Raw genomic sequence first — 17455 nt, 5'->3', positions numbered from 1 at the left:
TGATGATTAATTTTCATCATCATGTTATTGGGTCAATGATGATAGGTTTCTTTGCCCTCAGCATCGATCTTAAGATAGCCGGCATCGCCACTGAGGATATTTCCGTTCACCACGCCTTCTAAACAACCACCGATTTGATAATCATATCCCATAAGATTGATTAATAAACTGGATAATTGGTAATGGAAAGTGTGCTTACAAGAAGAAAAAGCCTCTGATGTTATTTTTTGTATTGCTTTATTTGGGCTGTACACCATGAAAGGTACAATATAACTCGCTTGCTCCAGTGTACCTTGTTTATAAACCTCATTTGTCACATATTGACCGTGATCTGAAGTATAGGCAATAAGCCAATCATCGGTATTTTGTGTAGAGAGATATTGATACACATCAGAAATAAAACGATCTGTATTTAAAATCGTATTATCATAATTATCTATTGCCTGAATTTGCCCAAAGACTTTCTCTTTTTCATCGAGCAAAGCACCATAAGGAATATGGCTTCCACGATGATGCAACACAATAAAATGATTCCCTTCCTCTAAATTAATCTTTTTAAATTCAGGTAGTAATTTATTATCCGGCATAGACTCTCGGAGAGAATAGCCTTCATTATCCGGAAATCTCATTTTATCAACCCAAGCACCGCCTAAGAAATTCATCATATGCATATCATCACGGGCTTGTGCCGAATAAAAATAGGTATTAAAACCCTGCGTTTTGGCTAAATTAAATAAATTCGTATCCCCTTTTGCAATTTGTTGCATTCCATTTGGATAGGGAATTGCATTGAAAAACATCGGTAATGAAATAGCAGTCAACATCCCGCCGGAATAAGCTTCTTTCATCACGACCCCGGGTTCATTCTTAAAACGGGCTAAAAACGGTGAGGTCTCTCTTTCATACCCAAAAGCACTAAAATGACTGGCAGTGGCACTTTCTCCCATAATCAAAATAATATTTCTTACTTTAGGTAAGGCTTGAGTTTTATTGGGTCTGTTTTGATGATAGAGCGGAACATCGGATAAAGAGAAAAGTTCATAGGGCAAAATGCGCCCAACAAAATAACCAACGGAGAAATAATTCGATTTTAATCGGGAATAAACCGTATTAGGGGAAATAAATCTTTCGTGAGATTTTGTGGTATAGGCACGAACAAAAACATACATCATTAAAATATAAAAGACAGCATCAAATACCCAAGAGAATTTATATCGCTTTCTTTTAATAAAATTTAAACTCAAAAATACGGCTACTTCGAACAAGCCGAATAATAATGGATAAATAAATCGATCAACCATCGTTATGCCGGCTTGCGTAATTTCTTTTACCTCTTTAAAGGCAAGTGAATAACTGACAGGGCCAATCCAAGACTGATATAAGGCATAATGCACATTATTGACTAAAACACTTATTGCAAACAGTGTCACCACCAATATTCGGGTTATTCGATACTTGGAATAAACAAACAAGACCACGAATAAACAAACGAAAAGATAGCTTTCAGCATAGCGTTCTATGCTTGGAATATGAAAGATCTTACGATAAAGGATTTCTAGAATAAGCAGTAGCGCCGAATAACATAATGCTATGATCAATTGTTTCATAAAATAGTCTAAATCGTAAAAATTGGAGCAATATTCTCGTTTATTTTTAGCGATAGATAAATCACAAGACAGTGATTATCTACCGGATAAGCTTAGTGATTTTTCTGTTCACGTTGCACCGCGCGGTAACCAATATCACGGCGATAAAAACGCCCGTTCCATTGAATTTGTTCGGCAAGTTTAAGGGCTTTTTGTTGCGCCTCAAATACGCTATCACCTAAAGCCGTCACACATAACACACGGCCGCCATTGGTTAGCAATTTCCCTTCTTTCGCTTCCACCCCGGCTAAGAAAACTTTTTCATTTTCAACCGCACTTTGTGGCAAACCGATGATTTCATCACCTTTGCGGTAATCCCCCGGATAACCTTCAGCCGCAAGCACAATACCCAGTGATGCCTTAGGGTTCCATTGGGATTGAATTTCATATAACTTGCCTTCACAGGCTTTAAGGCAAAGTTCCACTAAATCGGATTCTAAACGCAACATAATCGGTTGGGTTTCCGGATCACCAAAACGGCAGTTAAACTCAATCACTTTCGGCTGACCGTTTGGCATAATCATTAACCCGGCATATAAAAACCCGGTGTACACATTACCTTCATCCGCCATACCGTTAACTGTTGGATAGATTACCTCTTTCATAATACGATCGTGAATTTCTGGGGTGACAACAGGTGCCGGTGAATAAGCCCCCATTCCTCCGGTGTTCAGCCCTGTATCATTTTCTCCCACCCGTTTATGATCTTGACTGGTTGCCATTGGCTCGACATTTTTGCCATCCACCATCACGATAAAACTGGCCTCTTCACCGTCTAAAAACTCTTCAATCACCACACGGCTACCCGCTTGCCCAAAAGCATTGCCTGATAACATATCACGCACCGCCTCTTCTGCTTCCTGCAAAGTCATCGCTACGATCACCCCTTTTCCTGCTGCCAAACCATCGGCTTTCACCACAATGGGGGCGCCTTTTTCACGCAAATACGCCAATGCCGGTTCGACTTCAGTAAAATTTTGATATTCCGCTGTAGGAATATTGTGACGGGCTAAAAAATCTTTGGTAAAAGCTTTCGAGCCCTCTAATTGTGCAGCCGCTTGGGTTGGCCCAAAAATTTTTAATCCTGCTGCACGGAACGCATCCACCACTCCGATAACAAGCGGTGCTTCCGGCCCAACAATAGTCAAGTCGATTTGATTATCTTGGGCAAATTGAACCAGTGCTGAAATATCGGTAACCGCAATATTCACATTTTCAATATTCTGTTCCAACACTGTTCCTGCATTACCCGGTGCGACAAACACTTTCTTAGCCAATGGAGATTGTGCAACTTTCCAAGCTAGCGCATGTTCACGACCGCCGTTTCCGATAATTAAAATATTCATAATGTGTCCTTGTGTATCCAACTTTCCGTGGGTAAGCCTACCCACGGTTAAAAATAAGCATACCCCTTTGGGGTATTTGTAAAATCAACCCCATAGGGGTTGGACTATGCGTAACCGAGGGTAGACTTACCCTCGGCACAGTCTAACTCTTAATGTCTAAAATGCCGCATTCCGGTTAATACCATCACCATGCCATGTTCATCAGCCGCATCAATCACTTCCTGATCGCGCATGGAACCGCCCGGGTGAATGACACACTGAATACCCACTTTTGCGGCGGCATCAATGCCGTCACGGAATGGGAAGAAGGCATCAGATGCCATCACACAACCGGCGACTTCCAGCCCTTCATCTTGTGCTTTGATACCGGCAATTTTAGCGGAATAAACTCGGCTCATTTGCCCTGCGCCAATGCCAATGGTTTGGTTATTTTTGGCATAAACAATGGCGTTGGATTTCACAAATTTCGCCACTTTCCAGCAGAATAATAAGTCTTTGAGTTCTTGTTCGGTAGGTTGGCGCTTGCTCACCACTTTTAAATCTGCCAAGTCTACCATACCTAAATCCGCATCTTGTACCAATAAACCGCCGTTTACCCGTTTAAAATCTAAACGTTGAGTGCGATCTTGCCATTCCCCACATTCAAGCAAACGAACATTTTTCTTACGCTTCACCACTTCAACGGCTTCTGCCGAAACTTTCGGCGCAATAATCACTTCCACAAACTGGCGTTCCACAATTTCTATGGCAGTTTTTTCGTCTAATTCACGGTTAAAAGCGATAATTCCGCCAAAAGCGGAGGTAGGATCGGTTTGATAGGCTCGGTTATAGGCTTCTAAAATATCTTTACCTAATGCCACGCCGCAAGGGTTGGCATGCTTGACGATCACACATGCCGGTTCGTCAAATTCTTTCACACATTCAAGGGCTGCATCGGTATCTGCAATATTATTGTAAGAAAGGGCTTTGCCTTGTAATTGTGTTGCGGTTGCCACACTGGCTTCTTTGACATTGAGATCCACATAGAAAGCGGCGTTTTGGTGGGCATTTTCACCATATCGCATGGTTTGTTTACGCACAAAATTTAGGTTTAAAGTCCGTGGAAATTGACCGCACTTCGCATCAATATCCTCTTCAGCCGCCACATGGTAAGGCTTCACAAGCTGACCGAAATAATTGGCGATCATTGAATCGTACTGTGCGGTATGTTCAAAGGCTTTGATAGCAAGATCAAAACGGGTTTTCAAGCTCAAGCTATTCTGATGTTGATCCATTTCGGCGAGAATGGCATTGAAATCTTGATTATTGACGACAATAGCAACATCTTTGTGATTTTTCGCCGCAGAACGCACCATTGTTGGGCCGCCAATGTCAATATTTTCTACCGCCTCTTCCAAGGTGCAACCTGATTTTGCAACAGTTTGAGCAAAAGGATATAAATTAACCACCACCATATCAATGGCTTCTATGCCATGTTGCTGCATAATCGCATCGTCTGTTCCACGGCGACCCAAGATCCCTCCATGAACCTTAGGGTGTAAGGTTTTCACACGTCCGTCCATCATTTCAGGAAAGCCTGTATAATCAGAAACTTCTATAACAGGCAACCCCTGTTGTGCTAAAAGTTTTGCGGTGCCACCGGTTGAGAGTAATTTTACACCACGTTGTACAAGCCCTTGGGCAAATTCTACAATACCGGTTTTATCTGAAACACTTAATAAAGCCTGACGAATAGGACGAGCGGTCATTACATTTTCCTTTTATAAAGAGGTTAAAAAAATAAGCGCGCAGATTATAACGCAAACGGTTGCGTAAATATAGAAAAGATTAAAGAAAATCCGTGGAAAGAAGTGCGGTCAAAACAGAGGGCGTTTTAAAGAAAGCCCACATATTGTGGGCAAATTGGAGGTATAAAGAATAAAATCTAGGCTTAGTTTTTCTTAAACTTATTGTCTAATGCCAATGCACCACTGCCGGCAAAAACAAAGTAGAAGAAAACAACAGAATAAAGTAATGCGAGTTCACCACCGTTTGCGAGTGGGAAAAATAGCCCGCCTTTTGCCGCATGCATAAAGAAATAAGCGTATGCCATTTGACCGGATAAGATAAAAGCAGCAGGGCGGGTAAATAGACCTAACAATACTAAAACGCCCCCCACAATTTCAATGATGCCACCAACAATCATTAATGGATCGCCAACCGCACCATTGCCACCGGTCATCGAGATGGGAAATTCCCAAAATTTAGCCGTGCCATGTAAGATAAACATATAAGCGGCCACAATGCGTAATAACGCTAAAGCATAGGGACGAAATTTTTCGAGATTATTCATAAAGTTTCCTTATTTAAAGATGAATGAAAAGGTGCGCAGATCATAACGATTAGCGTTTTATCAAACAAGTAGCCAGTTTGAAAAAGACTTTTTCCTTTCAGTTAAAAATACGTTAATTTTCAATTTTATTTAGCCAATCTAAAAAGCGATCGGCTTCCATAAAACCGGTAATGCGGCTCCCTGAAATTTCGTTGCCTGAACGATCTAAAAATAAGATAGTCGGCAAGCCTAACACCTGATAACGTTCCATGATGGCTTTATTTTCTGCGCTGTTTTTTGTCATATCCACTTGCAACACCAGCATATTTTCAAAGGCATTCTGTACATTTTTATCACTGAAAGTATAACGTTCAAATTCTTTACAAGCCACGCACCAATCCGCATATAAATCTAACAACGCGATACGGTGAGGATTTTTCGCTAACAGCTCATCTAATTCTTGTAAATTTTGAATACGTTGAAATGGGGTATGAGAAATCACCGTATTTTCGACCGCACTTTGCTGATCTTGCCATACAAGCTGTTGCAAAGGCTGCACCGCCACCATGGCACAAACCAATGAAAGCACTTTGACGCCATAACCCAAACCACGTTTAGGCATTTGCAACGCAAACCAAAGGAAGAATGTCGTTGCCAGTAATGCCCACAAACCACTCTCCCATCTTTCAGGCAAAATACGGGAAAGCAAAAATATCGGTAGAGCAAGCATCACAAAACCAAAGGATTGTTTGACCGTATTCATCCACTCCCCCGATTTCGGCAAAATTTTATTACCAAATAATGTGATGAGCATAAGTGGAATGCCCATCCCCAGCGCCAATAAATAAAGCGTGATCGCACCGGTAACAAGATCGCCGCTTTGTGCCACATAAAGCAAAGCCCCTGAAAGCGGCGCAGAAGTGCAAGGTGAAGCCACTAGCCCTGCGATCATTCCCATTAAAAACACCCCACCAAATGCACCGGAAGTTTGTTTTTGGCTCAGTGCATTGAGCTTGGTTTGCAAAGCGCTTGGAAGTTGCAAGGTGAAAACCCCAAACATGGAGAGGGCAAGCAAAATAAAGAGCACAGAAAGGCCTATCATGACATAAGGATGTTGCAAAGCAATTTGGAACGGTAAGCCGATTGCCGCCACAGCAAGCCCAAGCAAAGTATAGGTGAGCGCCATCCCCTGCACATAAAGAAAACTAAGAGAAAATGCACGCAACATATTAGGGCGTTGTTGCTGACCGATAACAATAGAGGAAAGCAAAGGCAACATCGGTAACACGCAAGGTGTAAAGGCCAATCCCAGTCCAAGTAAGAAAAAGCCGAACACCGCATATTTGCTTTGGAATAAGCCCGCCGCTAAGCGATCTTGTTCTGCCAAAAGTGCGGTAGAATTTTCCGGCGTTTTTTCTTTCACCGCCGCAATGGATAAATCGCTTACTTTTAAAGTTCTCACTTCCGGCGGATAACAAAATCCTTCGGTACATCCTTGATAAGAAAGCTCAATATTTTGGTGATCCTCAAAAGTTTCACCGGAAAAAGAAGCCACGAAAGGTTGGGTGAAAACCGCCACACGGCCAAAATAAGGATCCTCATGTATTTCCGCCTTTTGGTTAAAATTGACGGAAAGGCTATGCGCTGAGCCATCAATTTTTGCCGTGATTTTATCTTGATAGAGATAATAGCCTTCTGCCATTTCCCACCGGATTTGGAGTTGTTTTTTATCAGACGAAATTTGAGCAGAAAAAGGAAAAGCCTCCTCAACTTTGAGAAAACCGGAGGTTTTAAATAATCCCCCCAGACTGCTGAATGCGGTGAAAACCAGCATAAAAAAAAGAAGAAATTTTTTCATAAAAAAAAGTGATAAATGGGTGTGGCAAAATTTTATCATAAACGGATTTAAAAGCCTAAAAAGGATGATTTAGATCATAAAAGAAAGTAATAGCTTAAATAACCTCACTTTTTCATTGTTACAGCAATGTTATAAAGATACAATAAATTAACTCACAATACTCAAAAGGATTGAAATATGGCAACGCCACAAATTCTTCTTGTTGAAGATGAAACCGTTACCCGCAATACCTTAAAAGGCATTTTTGAGGCCGAAGGTTACGCTGTCCTTGAGGCACAAGACGGCGCTAAAATGCACGATATTTTAAAAAATAATACCGTGAATTTAGTGGTGATGGACATTAATTTACCGGGTAAAAACGGACTTTTATTAGCTCGGGAACTACGCGAATATGCCAATTTACCCTTGATTTTTTTAACCGGTCGTGACAACGAAATTGATAAAATTTTGGGGTTGGAAATTGGGGCCGATGATTATCTGACAAAACCCTTTAACCCTCGAGAACTCACTATTCGTGCTCGCAATTTATTGCATCGGGTCATGCAGCAATATGAAAAAGAAACCCCGGGTGAACGTGAGTTTTACCGCTTTAACGGCTGGACACTCGATCTTAACAGCCATCATTTGATCACCCCTGAAGGGGCTGAGTTTAAACTCCCTCGTAGTGAGTTTCGTGCTATGCGATATTTCTGCGAGAATCCGGGAAAATTACTCACCCGTGAAACCTTACTCAAACAGATGACCGGGAGAGAATTAAGACCTCAAGATCGGACGGTCGATGTCACCATCCGCCGAATTCGTAAACATTTTGAAGATCATCCAAACACACCTGAAATTATCTCCACCGTTCACGGTGAAGGATACCGTTTCCGAGGTGAGATTGAATAAATCAGAAAATCAATCTTTTGGAAGGCTGAGTATTCAGCCTTCTTTTATTTTTAGGCCTCACTTTGCGATTAAGAAATATATTCGGTAAAATCAGCAAAAATTTAAAAACACCAAATATTATGACAAAGAAAAAAGTAAAACCCGGTTCAAATACGATTGCGCTCAACAAACGGGCTCGTCACGACTATTTCATTGAAGATGAAATTGAGGCGGGCCTTGAATTACAAGGCTGGGAAGTGAAATCGATGCGGGCAGGAAAAGCTAACATTGGCGATAGCTATATTATTTTCAAAAATGGCGAAGCCTATTTATTTGGGGCAACAATCCAACCGCTTAGTTTGGCTTCAACCCATATTGTCTGTGATCCCACCCGCACCCGAAAATTATTGCTCAATAAACGGGAATTAGACTCTCTCTTTGGCAAATCCAGCCGAGATGGTTTCACCATCGTTGCCCTTTCTCTCTATTGGAAAGGTGCTTGGGCCAAAATTAAAATTGGGCTAGCGAAGGGTAAAAAACAACACGATAAGCGTGATGATATTAAAGATCGTGAATGGAAGCTGGCAAAAGAACGAATCATGAAAAATGCCAACCGTAGATAATTTTCTCTCCAAAAACAAAGTGCGGTCGATTTCATTGTTAAAATCGACCGCACTTTTTTAGGAAAGATTAAGGTTTATAGATAAATTCAATTCCCTCATCATCTTCTTCTGTCCAATCATCATCCCAATCGTCCTCATCATCAAATTGATGTTCCGCCAATTGTTCTTGGTGATAATCTTCCCATTTGAATTTAACTTCTTCCGGTGCAACCTCTGCTTCTTCCATATCACGAGGATGAGCCTCAATAAAATCCATAATATCGCGGCAAAGTGCAGGGACATTTTGACCTGTTGCGGCAGAAATTAAATAATAATCCTCATCCCAACCTAAACGTTCTGTGATCTCTTTTGCTCGGGTTTGTAATTCCTCATCGGTCATCGTGTCAATTTTATTAAAAACCAACCAACGGGGTTTTTCCGCTAATTTTTCGCTATATTGGAACAACTCCGATTCAATAATCGCCACATTATCCGCCGGATCTGAACCGTCAATCGGATTGATATCCACAAGATGAATTAACACACGACAACGTTCTAAATGTTTTAAAAAACGGATCCCTAAACCAGCCCCTTCCGCTGCCCCTTCAATCAACCCCGGGATATCGGCAACCACAAAGCTTTTTGCCTCATCCATTTTCACCACACCAAGGCTTGGTACTAAAGTAGTGAAAGGATAATCCGCAACTTTGGGTTTCGCCGCAGATACAGCCCGAATAAAGGTCGATTTACCGGCATTTGGCAAACCCAACATACCGACATCGGCAAGCAGCATCAACTCCAACAATAAATCCCGCTTTTCACCCGGCGTTCCCATGGTTTTTTGGCGTGGTGCACGGTTCACGGAAGATTTAAAACGGGTGTTGCCAAGCCCATGATAGCCACCTTTTGCCACCAGCATTTTTTGCCCATGTTTGGTTAGATCACCCAAGGTTTCTTTTGTGTCATTATCAATGGCTCTCGTTCCGACAGGAACCGGTAAAATAATATCTTTACCACGGCGACCGGTACAATCGGAACTTCGTCCATTTTCACCACGTTCTGCGGCAAAACGCTTGTTAAAACGATAGTCAATGAGGGTATTGAGGTTCTCATCTGCCACAAGATAAACATCCCCGCCATCTCCCCCATCGCCACCATCAGGGCCACCTTTGGGGATAAACTTCTCTCGGCGGAAACTCACACAGCCGTTTCCCCCATCTCCAGCTTCGACTCGAATCAAAGATTCATCAATAAATTTCATTAAAACTCTCCAAAATTTAACCGCACTTTTCCGCTATTTTATCTTGTGCGAGGGTAATAATTTATGTCCAATTGCCGATAAAATTGCACCGCATACTACAATAAACGCCCCGATATAGCTAATGCTATTTAATTCCGGTGCATTGAAATGTGCGGGGCTGATAGCATGTGCAATATGTGAGAAGAAAATCGTAAAAAGAGGGACTAATGTCACCACAACACTGACTTTTGATACATCCCAACGGTTTAATGCCTCAGCATAAGCCCCATAACCAATTAACGTATTCAAACAACAGTAAATAAAACAAGCCAATGCAAAAGGAGTGAGCGCACTCACTTGAGAAAAATCCGCCATTGGCGTGAATACCATTGCACAGCCAAAATACATCATGAGAAGAATTTGTTGCGAACTAAATTTTCTTAGCATTAATTTTTGAACCATTCCATAGGCCACCCAAACCAAAGCCGCACTGACGCTTAATATCACCCCGGTTGAATATTGATTTAGCCCGCCAAAGGTACCAATGCGATCATTGAAAAATAATCCAAGGCCTATCAACAAAAGCAAAATACCTATTTTTTGATGCAATCCCAGCGTTTCTTTGAAGATAAACACACCGCAAATCAGCATGCCAAAAGACGAAAGATGGATAAAAATCTGGGCGATTGAAGGTTCAATATAATTAAGGGAGGAGCTAAATAGCAAAAAATTACCGGCAAGCCCAAATACACCGATGATTGCCAACCAACCATACTGTCCGATTTTTCTTGCTTCGGGGAGTTTCTTTTTGTAAGCCAGCAAAAACAACAAAGCAAGAGCGGCCACTACAAAACGATACCATACGATAGTTTGAGCATTCATTATTGCTAGCACTTGCTTTAAAGCAATAGGTAATGATCCCCATGCCATTGCAGTAATCAGTGCAAAAATGAAACCTAATAAAGGTTGTTGTTTCATCTCTTGCTCTCTAAGGTTAAAAAAGACAAAACGCCCCACAAAATTGTGGGGCGCTCAATTCAATTAGTTTTTTAAATTACTCAGTAACAATACTAACGTATTTACGGCTTTTTTCGCCTTTTACTTCAAATTTAACTTTACCATCAGCGGTTGCGAATAAAGTGTGATCTCTACCCATACCTACGTTCGTACCTGCGTGGAATTTCGTACCACGTTGACGAACAATAATACTACCCGCTAAAACAGACTCACCACCGAAACGTTTAACCCCAAGGCGTTTAGCTTCAGAATCGCGACCATTACGAGTTGAACCACCAGCTTTTTTAGTTGCCATCTACTTGCTCTCCTCTGAATTATGCTTGAATCCCAGTGATTTTCACTTCAGTGAACCACTGGCGATGACCTTGTTGTTTACGACTGTGTTTACGACGACGGAATTTAACGATTTTAACTTTCTCGCCACGACCTTGCGCTACCACTTCGGCAACAACTTTCGCACCAGCAACAACCGGTGCACCGATTTTAACATCTTCACCGTTAACGACCATCAACACCGAATCGAACTCAACTTTTTCGCCGGTTGCAAGCTCAAGTTTCTCTAAACGAACCACTTGACCTTCGCTTACACGGTGTTGTTTACCGCCACTTTGAAAAACTGCGTACATAAATACTCCGCTTAACTGTGTTCTCTGCCTTTAGGCAGTATGCACTTCAAAATTCATATAAAATAGGTCGCAAATTCTACGGAAAAAACGATCCCATGGCAAGAATTTATTTAAAATAAAACAAAAAAATTCCCTTTTCTGATTGATTAATTTTAGAAAGTACAAAAATTCAGGTAAAATGCACCGCATTCTCTCTTTGATAATCAACGATAAACAATGGAAAAACAAGATCTCATGACGATGCATACCATTCAGCAATTAGCTGATCCGGATATGCAAAAAGTCAATCAGCACATTCTTGCCCAACTCAATTCTGACGTGGCGTTAATTAATCAGCTTGGTTTTTATATTGTTCAAGGTGGCGGAAAAAGGATCCGTCCGTTGATCGCCGTGCTTGCTGCCCGTGCTTTAGGATTTGAAGGATCGCAAGCGATCACTTGTGCGACCTTTGTTGAATTTATCCATACCGCTTCTTTATTACATGATGATGTGGTTGACGAATCCGATATGCGCCGAGGGCGTGCCACAGCGAATGCCGAATTTGGCAATGCGGCAAGTGTATTAGTGGGGGATTTCATTTATACCCGTGCCTTCCAGCTTGTTGCACAGCTTGAATCGTTGAAAATTCTCCGCATTATGGCGGATGCTACAAATGTGCTGGCGGAAGGGGAAGTGCAACAGTTAATGAATGTCAACGATCCGGAAACCAGCGAAGCGAATTATATGCGGGTAATTTACAGCAAAACTGCCCGTTTATTTGAAGTGGCAGGACAAGCTGCTGCAATTGTTGCCGGGGCAACAGAGGCGCAAGAAAAGGCCTTGCAGGACTATGGTCGTTATCTTGGCACCGCATTCCAACTGGTGGATGATGTATTAGATTACAGTGCCAATGCCCAAGCCCTTGGTAAAAATGTGGGGGATGATTTAGCCGAAGGCAAACCGACATTGCCTTTATTACATGCGATGCGTCACGGCAATGCGCAACAAGCCGCCCTCATTCGTGATGCCATTGAACAAGGCGGAAAACGTGAAATTATTGATGATGTATTAGCTATCATGGCGGAATATCAATCCCTAGACTATGCCATGGCACGGGCAAAACAAGAGGCGCAAAAAGCCGTTGATGCTCTTTCTGTCCTGCCGGAAAGTGAATACAAACAAGCATTAATTTCTTTAGCTTATTTATCTGTTGATAGAAATTACTAACCACTTACAATTTGAAATCACTTTATGAATAACGATCAATCTCTCGCGGATATCCAACCGATACCGCGTTCTCACAGTAAAAAAGGGTGTAAAGATCCCAATGCGCCTTTTATTCGTAAAAAACTGGAACTCCCCAATGGACATAACAGATTACTACTTCACTCTTGTTGTGCGCCTTGTTCAGGAGAAGTAATGGAAGCTATTTTGGCCTCAGGAATTGAATTTACGATTTATTTCTATAATCCCAATATTCATCCATTAAAAGAATATTTAATTCGAAAAGAAGAAAATATTCGTTTTGCTAAAAAATTTGGTATCCCCTTTATTGATGCCGACTACGACCGACAAAACTGGTTCGACCGAGCCAAAGGAATGGAATGGGAACCAGAGCGGGGCATTCGCTGTACCATGTGTTTTGATATGCGTTTTGAAAAAGCGGCGGAATATGCTCACGAACACGGTTTTCCGGTATTCACTAGCTGCTTGGGGATTTCCCGTTGGAAGGATATGAACCAAATTAACGGTTGTGGCCACCGAGCGGCAGAAAAATACGACGATGTCATTTACTGGGATTACAACTGGCGTAAAGAAGGCGGCTCTCAACGAATGATTGAAATCAGCAAACGTGAACGCTTTTACCAACAAGAATACTGTGGTTGTGTTTATTCATTGAGAGATAGCAATAAATGGCGTGAAGAAACCGGACGCCAGAAAATTGAAATCGGAAAACTTTATTATTCCCCAGACTAAAAAAGACAAGAAAAAAATGACCGCACTTTTTCACAACAAAGTGCAGTCATCAAAGATTTCGCAGAAGAAAAGGAAAGAATGAAGGAGCAAGAAGAAAAATGAAAGAAAATCAAGTGGATAAATTTCCGTTATTGATCACCGGCACACTCAAATATGTTCTTAGCACATCACTGATTGCCCTTGCCATTGTGCTGATTATTGCATTGGCAAAAATCACTTATTCTCTCGCTCTGATGGTGCTTACCCCCTCCACAACCGTCCCTTATGCGTTGGCTGAGCAAGCGGTGATGTTTTTCTTATATTTCGGTTTTATTGGCTTAATCGTCCAATATTTTAAAAGTGGCTATCACTTCCCACTACGCTATTTCATTTATGCCGGTATCACGGCGATGCTCCGATTAATTATCGTCAGCCATGAAAATGCCGTGGATACGATTTTATTTGCCGGTGCGATTTTAATTATGGTAATTGCACTCTGTTTACTACTTTATTCCAACAAACTCAGAAATATCTAAAACCAATAAATCATTGCCCCGCCACGGCTCAAACCTATGTTCGGGGCAATATTTTATCTTGGTAATATCTTTACTTTTGACCGCACTTTTGCCTTTTAACTGATGGAATGGCAAACCTATCGGGATAAGCCATCACAATAAATTAAAAAGTTAACTTTTGAAGTTTACGCAAAATGAGATTTAATACCACGCCATAAGCCGGTACAAACAATAAAATACCAATCAATAATTTAAATAAATAGTCCACCAACCCCAATTCTGCCCAATGTTCTGCCATAAAAGGATCGGCACTTTGATAGAAGGCAACACTAAAGAAAACGAAAGTATCCGCCATCGATCCCAATGTCATAGAACTCGTTGGCGCAATCCACCAAGTTTTTAGTTGTCTTAAGCGATTAAAAACCGTGACATCTAATAACTGCCCCACCACATAAGCCAAAAAGCTTGCCAATGCAATACGGAAGACAAACAGATCAAATTGTCCTAAGGCTTCAATGCCCTGATACTCCGCCTGAGAAAACAACACCGAAATAACATAACTGATAATCAGTGCAGGGATCATCACAATAAAAATAATCCAACGGGCTTCTTTTGCCCCAAAAACTCGCACCGTTAAATCGGTGGCAAGAAAAATAAACGGAAACGTGAGCGTTCCCCAAGTGCTGTGAAAGGAAAAATCTTGCGTCGCTCCCAGTGCAGTGAGTTTTAGCGATATTTCAAAGGGAATTTGGACGAAATAATTACTGGCTGCAATGATCAAAATGTGGAAAAAACTTAGCCAAATGAGGGCATAACGCTTTTGCTTTGGATTAAAAAGAGGGGAATGAATATTCATATTTAACCTTTTTGAATGAAAAATCGGGGTGAGGGAACCCGAGTTGAAAACAGGGCTGGGATCATACGCAGATTTCGTCAGATTGCAAGGCATAGCTTGCTGATACCCACTCATCCGACAATATTTAAGAGAATTTCCCAGACTAAATAGCCCTATCCGATTAAACTAATTTATAGCTTTATGGTTCAAATTTAGGCAAAATACGACAAAAATTTTTCTATTAAATCAAAAGGTAAAACAATGACTAAACATTATGATTATATCGCTATCGGTGGCGGCAGTGGCGGAATTGCATCCATTAATCGTGCCGCAAGCTATGGTAAAAAATGTGCCATTATCGAGGCCAAATATTTAGGCGGAACCTGTGTCAATGTGGGTTGTGTACCTAAAAAAGTGATGTTCTATGGCGCTCAAATTGCAGAAGCCATCAACCATTATGCACCGGATTATGGCTTTGATGTGGACGTGAAAAAATTTAATTTTGAAAAACTCATTGAAAGTCGCCAAGCTTACATTAGCCGAATTCACACCTCTTACAATAATGTGTTAGCCAAAAACAACGTTGATGTGATTAATGGCTTTGGTAAATTCATTGATGCCCATACCATTGAAGTGAGCTTTGCAGATGGTTCAACAGAGCGTGTCACAGCAGATCATATTTTAATTGCCACCGGTGGAAGACCTTTCCGTCCACATTCTGTTAAAGGACAAGAATATGGCATTGATTCTGATGGCTTCTTTGCCTTAACCGAATTGCCAAAACGGGTTGCCATTATTGGTGCAGGCTATATTGCGGTGGAACTTGCCGGCGTACTCAACAGCCTTGGAGCAGAAACCCATTTAGTGGTGCGCCGCCATGCGCCAATGCGTAATCAAGATCCGTTGATCGTTGAAACCTTATTGGAAGTGTTAGAACAAGACGGCATTGTGTTACATAAACACACCACCATTCAAGAAATCATTAAAAATGAAGATGGATCGCTTACCGCAAAATTTGACCACGAACGCCATGTCACGGTAGATTGCGTCATTTGGGCGGCAGGTCGTGAGCCGGCTACCGATAAAATTGGTTTGGAAAATGCCGGTGTGGAAACCAATGAGCGGGGGTATATCAAAGTTGATAAATTCCAAAACACCAATGTGAAAGGCATTTATGCCGTAGGTGATATTATTGAAGGCGGGATTGAATTAACCCCTGTTGCGGTTGCAGCAGGCCGCCGTTTATCCGAGCGTTTATTCAATAACAAACCGAACGAGCATTTAGACTATAACCTTGTGCCTACCGTTGTGTTTAGCCATCCACCGATCGGCACTATTGGTTTAACCGAGCCACAAGCTATCGAACAATATGGCGAAGACAATGTGAAAGTGTATAAATCCTCTTTTACCGCAATGTACACTGCGGTTACCCAACATCGCCAACCTTGCCGAATGAAATTAGTTTGCGTCGGCAAAGAGGAAAAAATTGTGGGGTTACACGGCATTGGCTTTGGGGTAGATGAAATGATCCAAGGTTTTGCGGTTGCCATTAAAATGGGCGCAACGAAAGCCGATTTCGACAATACCGTCGCCATTCACCCAACCGGTTCGGAAGAATTTGTCACCATGAGATAATCTCAGTTAGCACAAAGTGCGGTCAAAATTGGCCGCACTTTTATCATCTCAATGATACCGCCCTATTATTAGGGCAACATCACGACATCATATCGCGGCTTTCCAGCGCCTTTCGCAAAAAGCCTTTCTCTTTTTCCAATAATGCTTTTGCTACCTCTTTTGGCAAACCGCTTAAAATCATCATAATCGCCAATTTCGCGTTTTGTTCCGCAAGTATTAAGGTTTGTTCAGCGGTGGTTTTATCACAGTCTGTGGCTTGCATGACAATACGCACCGCTCGGGCTTTGAGTTTTTCGTTACTTGCTTGTACATCTACCATTAAATTTTCATAGCATTTCCCCATTAAAATCATGGAAGCGGTAGAAAGCATATTCAATACTAATTTTTGTGCCGTCCCGGATTTTAGTCGGCTTGAGCCGGTTAACACTTCTTCACCGACCACCGTATCAATGGAAATATCGGCAATTTGGCCCATCGGTGAATTGGGATTGCTGGCAATGGAAATAGTGGTCGCCCCTAACTGTTTGGCATAGTTCAATGCCCCTAGCACATAGGGCGTTCGACCGCTGGCCGCAACCCCCACCAACACATCTCGGGCGGAAAAATTGATAGCTTGTAAATCCTCAACAGCGGCCTGTTGATTGTCTTCCGCACCCTCTATGGGATAACGAATGGCCTGCTCTCCCCCTGCAATGATACCTTTTACCATCTCACCACTCACCCCAAAAGTAGGAGGGCATTCCGAGGCATCCAACACACCTAGCCGCCCACTGGTGCCTGCACCGAGATACACTAGCCTCCCCCCTTGTTGAAAGGCACAGACAATCCGTTCTACGGCTTGGGCAATTTGTGGTAAAACCCGTTCAATGGCGAGAGGAACCTGCTTATCTTCTTGGTTCATCAACCTCACAATTTCCAAAGGAGAAAGTTGATCAATGTTCATTGAATTCGGGTTACGCTGTTCGGTGATTAAGGTTGAGAGTGTGTTAAGAAGTGTGTTATTCATCATTGTTTTATTTTAA

The 17455-nt window shown here is 41.9% G+C and carries 17 protein-coding genes; 6 read left to right on the top strand and 11 right to left on the bottom strand.

What is annotated here, in order from left to right:
* Positions 1 to 32 precede the first annotated feature (32 nt).
* From BKK48_RS07050 to BKK48_RS07030, 5 genes are all read right to left on the bottom strand, one after another.
* A complete protein-coding gene (locus BKK48_RS07050; RefSeq protein WP_077427428.1) occupies positions 33 to 1607 on the bottom strand; it encodes a phosphoethanolamine transferase in 1575 nt (524 codons plus the stop codon).
* A 92-nt stretch (positions 1608 to 1699) separates the two neighbouring features.
* Positions 1700 to 2992, bottom strand: a complete 1293-nt coding sequence (gene purD, locus BKK48_RS07045; protein ID WP_077427427.1) for a phosphoribosylamine--glycine ligase — start codon at positions 2990 to 2992, stop codon at positions 1700 to 1702.
* A gap of 149 nt (positions 2993 to 3141) precedes the next feature.
* Complete coding sequence (gene purH, locus BKK48_RS07040; RefSeq protein WP_077427426.1) at positions 3142 to 4740, bottom strand: bifunctional phosphoribosylaminoimidazolecarboxamide formyltransferase/IMP cyclohydrolase; 1599 nt, start codon at positions 4738 to 4740, stop codon at positions 3142 to 3144.
* 182 nt (positions 4741 to 4922) lie between these two features.
* A complete protein-coding gene (locus BKK48_RS07035; RefSeq protein ID WP_077427425.1) occupies positions 4923 to 5324 on the bottom strand; it encodes a DoxX family protein in 402 nt (133 codons plus the stop codon).
* A gap of 112 nt (positions 5325 to 5436) precedes the next feature.
* Positions 5437 to 7161 (bottom strand): protein-disulfide reductase DsbD, encoded by a 1725-nt coding sequence (locus BKK48_RS07030; protein ID WP_077427505.1) that lies wholly within the window; start codon positions 7159 to 7161, stop codon positions 5437 to 5439.
* Between the two features lie 177 nt (positions 7162 to 7338).
* Between BKK48_RS07030 and arcA the strand changes: the two genes are divergently transcribed.
* A complete protein-coding gene (gene arcA / locus BKK48_RS07025) occupies positions 7339 to 8049 on the top strand; it encodes a two-component system response regulator ArcA (RefSeq protein WP_077427424.1) in 711 nt (236 codons plus the stop codon).
* A 119-nt stretch (positions 8050 to 8168) separates the two neighbouring features.
* Positions 8169 to 8651: an SsrA-binding protein SmpB gene (gene smpB, locus BKK48_RS07020; protein WP_077427423.1), complete on the top strand. Its 483-nt coding sequence runs from the start codon at positions 8169 to 8171 to the stop codon at positions 8649 to 8651.
* 67 nt (positions 8652 to 8718) lie between these two features.
* On the opposite strand, the gene cgtA is transcribed toward smpB, so the two are convergent.
* The 4 genes from cgtA to rplU all read right to left on the bottom strand — a co-directional run bounded on the left by cgtA (position 8719) and on the right by rplU (position 11513).
* Positions 8719 to 9891 carry an Obg family GTPase CgtA gene (gene cgtA / locus BKK48_RS07015; protein WP_077427422.1) on the bottom strand — a complete coding sequence of 391 codons (1173 nt, stop codon included), beginning with the start codon at positions 9889 to 9891 and terminating at the stop codon, positions 8719 to 8721.
* A 33-nt stretch (positions 9892 to 9924) separates the two neighbouring features.
* Complete coding sequence (locus BKK48_RS07010; RefSeq protein WP_077427421.1) at positions 9925 to 10848, bottom strand: DMT family transporter; 924 nt, start codon at positions 10846 to 10848, stop codon at positions 9925 to 9927.
* Positions 10849 to 10924: 76 nt separating this feature from the next.
* Positions 10925 to 11182 carry a 50S ribosomal protein L27 gene (gene rpmA / locus BKK48_RS07005; protein ID WP_077414656.1) on the bottom strand — a complete coding sequence of 86 codons (258 nt, stop codon included), beginning with the start codon at positions 11180 to 11182 and terminating at the stop codon, positions 10925 to 10927.
* A 19-nt stretch (positions 11183 to 11201) separates the two neighbouring features.
* On the bottom strand, positions 11202 to 11513 hold the full coding sequence (rplU, locus tag BKK48_RS07000) for a 50S ribosomal protein L21 (protein ID WP_006251992.1): 312 nt from the start codon (positions 11511 to 11513) through the stop codon (positions 11202 to 11204).
* A gap of 216 nt (positions 11514 to 11729) precedes the next feature.
* On the opposite strand from rplU, the gene ispB reads away from it, so the two are divergent.
* The 3 genes from ispB to psiE all read left to right on the top strand — a co-directional run bounded on the left by ispB (position 11730) and on the right by psiE (position 13984).
* A complete protein-coding gene (ispB, locus tag BKK48_RS06995; protein WP_077427420.1) occupies positions 11730 to 12719 on the top strand; it encodes an octaprenyl diphosphate synthase in 990 nt (329 codons plus the stop codon).
* A gap of 24 nt (positions 12720 to 12743) precedes the next feature.
* Positions 12744 to 13469, top strand: coding sequence for an epoxyqueuosine reductase QueH (locus tag BKK48_RS06990; protein ID WP_077427419.1), 726 nt, complete (start codon positions 12744 to 12746; stop codon positions 13467 to 13469).
* A gap of 98 nt (positions 13470 to 13567) precedes the next feature.
* Complete coding sequence (gene psiE / locus BKK48_RS06985) at positions 13568 to 13984, top strand: phosphate-starvation-inducible protein PsiE (protein WP_077427418.1); 417 nt, start codon at positions 13568 to 13570, stop codon at positions 13982 to 13984.
* A 142-nt stretch (positions 13985 to 14126) separates the two neighbouring features.
* Here the strand turns inward: psiE and BKK48_RS06980 are convergent, their stop codons facing one another.
* On the bottom strand, positions 14127 to 14819 hold the full coding sequence (locus BKK48_RS06980; RefSeq protein WP_077427417.1) for a 7-cyano-7-deazaguanine/7-aminomethyl-7-deazaguanine transporter: 693 nt from the start codon (positions 14817 to 14819) through the stop codon (positions 14127 to 14129).
* A 240-nt stretch (positions 14820 to 15059) separates the two neighbouring features.
* Between BKK48_RS06980 and gorA the strand changes: the two genes are divergently transcribed.
* A complete protein-coding gene (gorA, locus tag BKK48_RS06975) occupies positions 15060 to 16433 on the top strand; it encodes a glutathione-disulfide reductase (protein ID WP_077427416.1) in 1374 nt (457 codons plus the stop codon).
* Between the two features lie 79 nt (positions 16434 to 16512).
* Here gorA and murQ read toward each other — a convergent pair whose 3' ends face one another.
* Positions 16513 to 17442 (bottom strand): N-acetylmuramic acid 6-phosphate etherase, encoded by a 930-nt coding sequence (gene murQ / locus BKK48_RS06970; RefSeq protein ID WP_077427415.1) that lies wholly within the window; start codon positions 17440 to 17442, stop codon positions 16513 to 16515.
* Between the last annotated feature and the right edge of the window lie 13 nt (positions 17443 to 17455).

This window comes from Rodentibacter heidelbergensis, assembly GCF_002000125.1.
In the GTDB taxonomy this organism is placed as follows: domain Bacteria; phylum Pseudomonadota; class Gammaproteobacteria; order Enterobacterales; family Pasteurellaceae; genus Rodentibacter; species Rodentibacter heidelbergensis.
Note: the sequence above shows the minus strand (reverse complement) of the source record. Positions and strands in the feature narration are given on the sequence as shown.

What these genes read in the sequence shown, in the direction of transcription:
- BKK48_RS07050 (WP_077427428.1), bottom strand. Translation starts at nt 1,607, where the DNA reads ATGAAACAATTGATCATAGCATTATGTTATTCGGCGCTACTGCTTATT.
- purD (WP_077427427.1), bottom strand. Translation starts at nt 2,992, where the DNA reads ATGAATATTTTAATTATCGGAAACGGCGGTCGTGAACATGCGCTAGCT.
- purH (WP_077427426.1), bottom strand. Translation starts at nt 4,740, where the DNA reads ATGACCGCTCGTCCTATTCGTCAGGCTTTATTAAGTGTTTCAGATAAA.
- BKK48_RS07035 (WP_077427425.1), bottom strand. Translation starts at nt 5,324, where the DNA reads ATGAATAATCTCGAAAAATTTCGTCCCTATGCTTTAGCGTTATTACGC.
- BKK48_RS07030 (WP_077427505.1), bottom strand. Translation starts at nt 7,161, where the DNA reads ATGAAAAAATTTCTTCTTTTTTTTATGCTGGTTTTCACCGCATTCAGC.
- arcA (WP_077427424.1), top strand. Translation starts at nt 7,339, where the DNA reads ATGGCAACGCCACAAATTCTTCTTGTTGAAGATGAAACCGTTACCCGC.
- smpB (WP_077427423.1), top strand. Translation starts at nt 8,169, where the DNA reads ATGACAAAGAAAAAAGTAAAACCCGGTTCAAATACGATTGCGCTCAAC.
- cgtA (WP_077427422.1), bottom strand. Translation starts at nt 9,891, where the DNA reads ATGAAATTTATTGATGAATCTTTGATTCGAGTCGAAGCTGGAGATGGG.
- BKK48_RS07010 (WP_077427421.1), bottom strand. Translation starts at nt 10,848, where the DNA reads ATGAAACAACAACCTTTATTAGGTTTCATTTTTGCACTGATTACTGCA.
- rpmA (WP_077414656.1), bottom strand. Translation starts at nt 11,182, where the DNA reads ATGGCAACTAAAAAAGCTGGTGGTTCAACTCGTAATGGTCGCGATTCT.
- rplU (WP_006251992.1), bottom strand. Translation starts at nt 11,513, where the DNA reads ATGTACGCAGTTTTTCAAAGTGGCGGTAAACAACACCGTGTAAGCGAA.
- ispB (WP_077427420.1), top strand. Translation starts at nt 11,730, where the DNA reads ATGGAAAAACAAGATCTCATGACGATGCATACCATTCAGCAATTAGCT.
- BKK48_RS06990 (WP_077427419.1), top strand. Translation starts at nt 12,744, where the DNA reads ATGAATAACGATCAATCTCTCGCGGATATCCAACCGATACCGCGTTCT.
- psiE (WP_077427418.1), top strand. Translation starts at nt 13,568, where the DNA reads ATGAAAGAAAATCAAGTGGATAAATTTCCGTTATTGATCACCGGCACA.
- BKK48_RS06980 (WP_077427417.1), bottom strand. Translation starts at nt 14,819, where the DNA reads ATGAATATTCATTCCCCTCTTTTTAATCCAAAGCAAAAGCGTTATGCC.
- gorA (WP_077427416.1), top strand. Translation starts at nt 15,060, where the DNA reads ATGACTAAACATTATGATTATATCGCTATCGGTGGCGGCAGTGGCGGA.
- murQ (WP_077427415.1), bottom strand. Translation starts at nt 17,442, where the DNA reads ATGATGAATAACACACTTCTTAACACACTCTCAACCTTAATCACCGAA.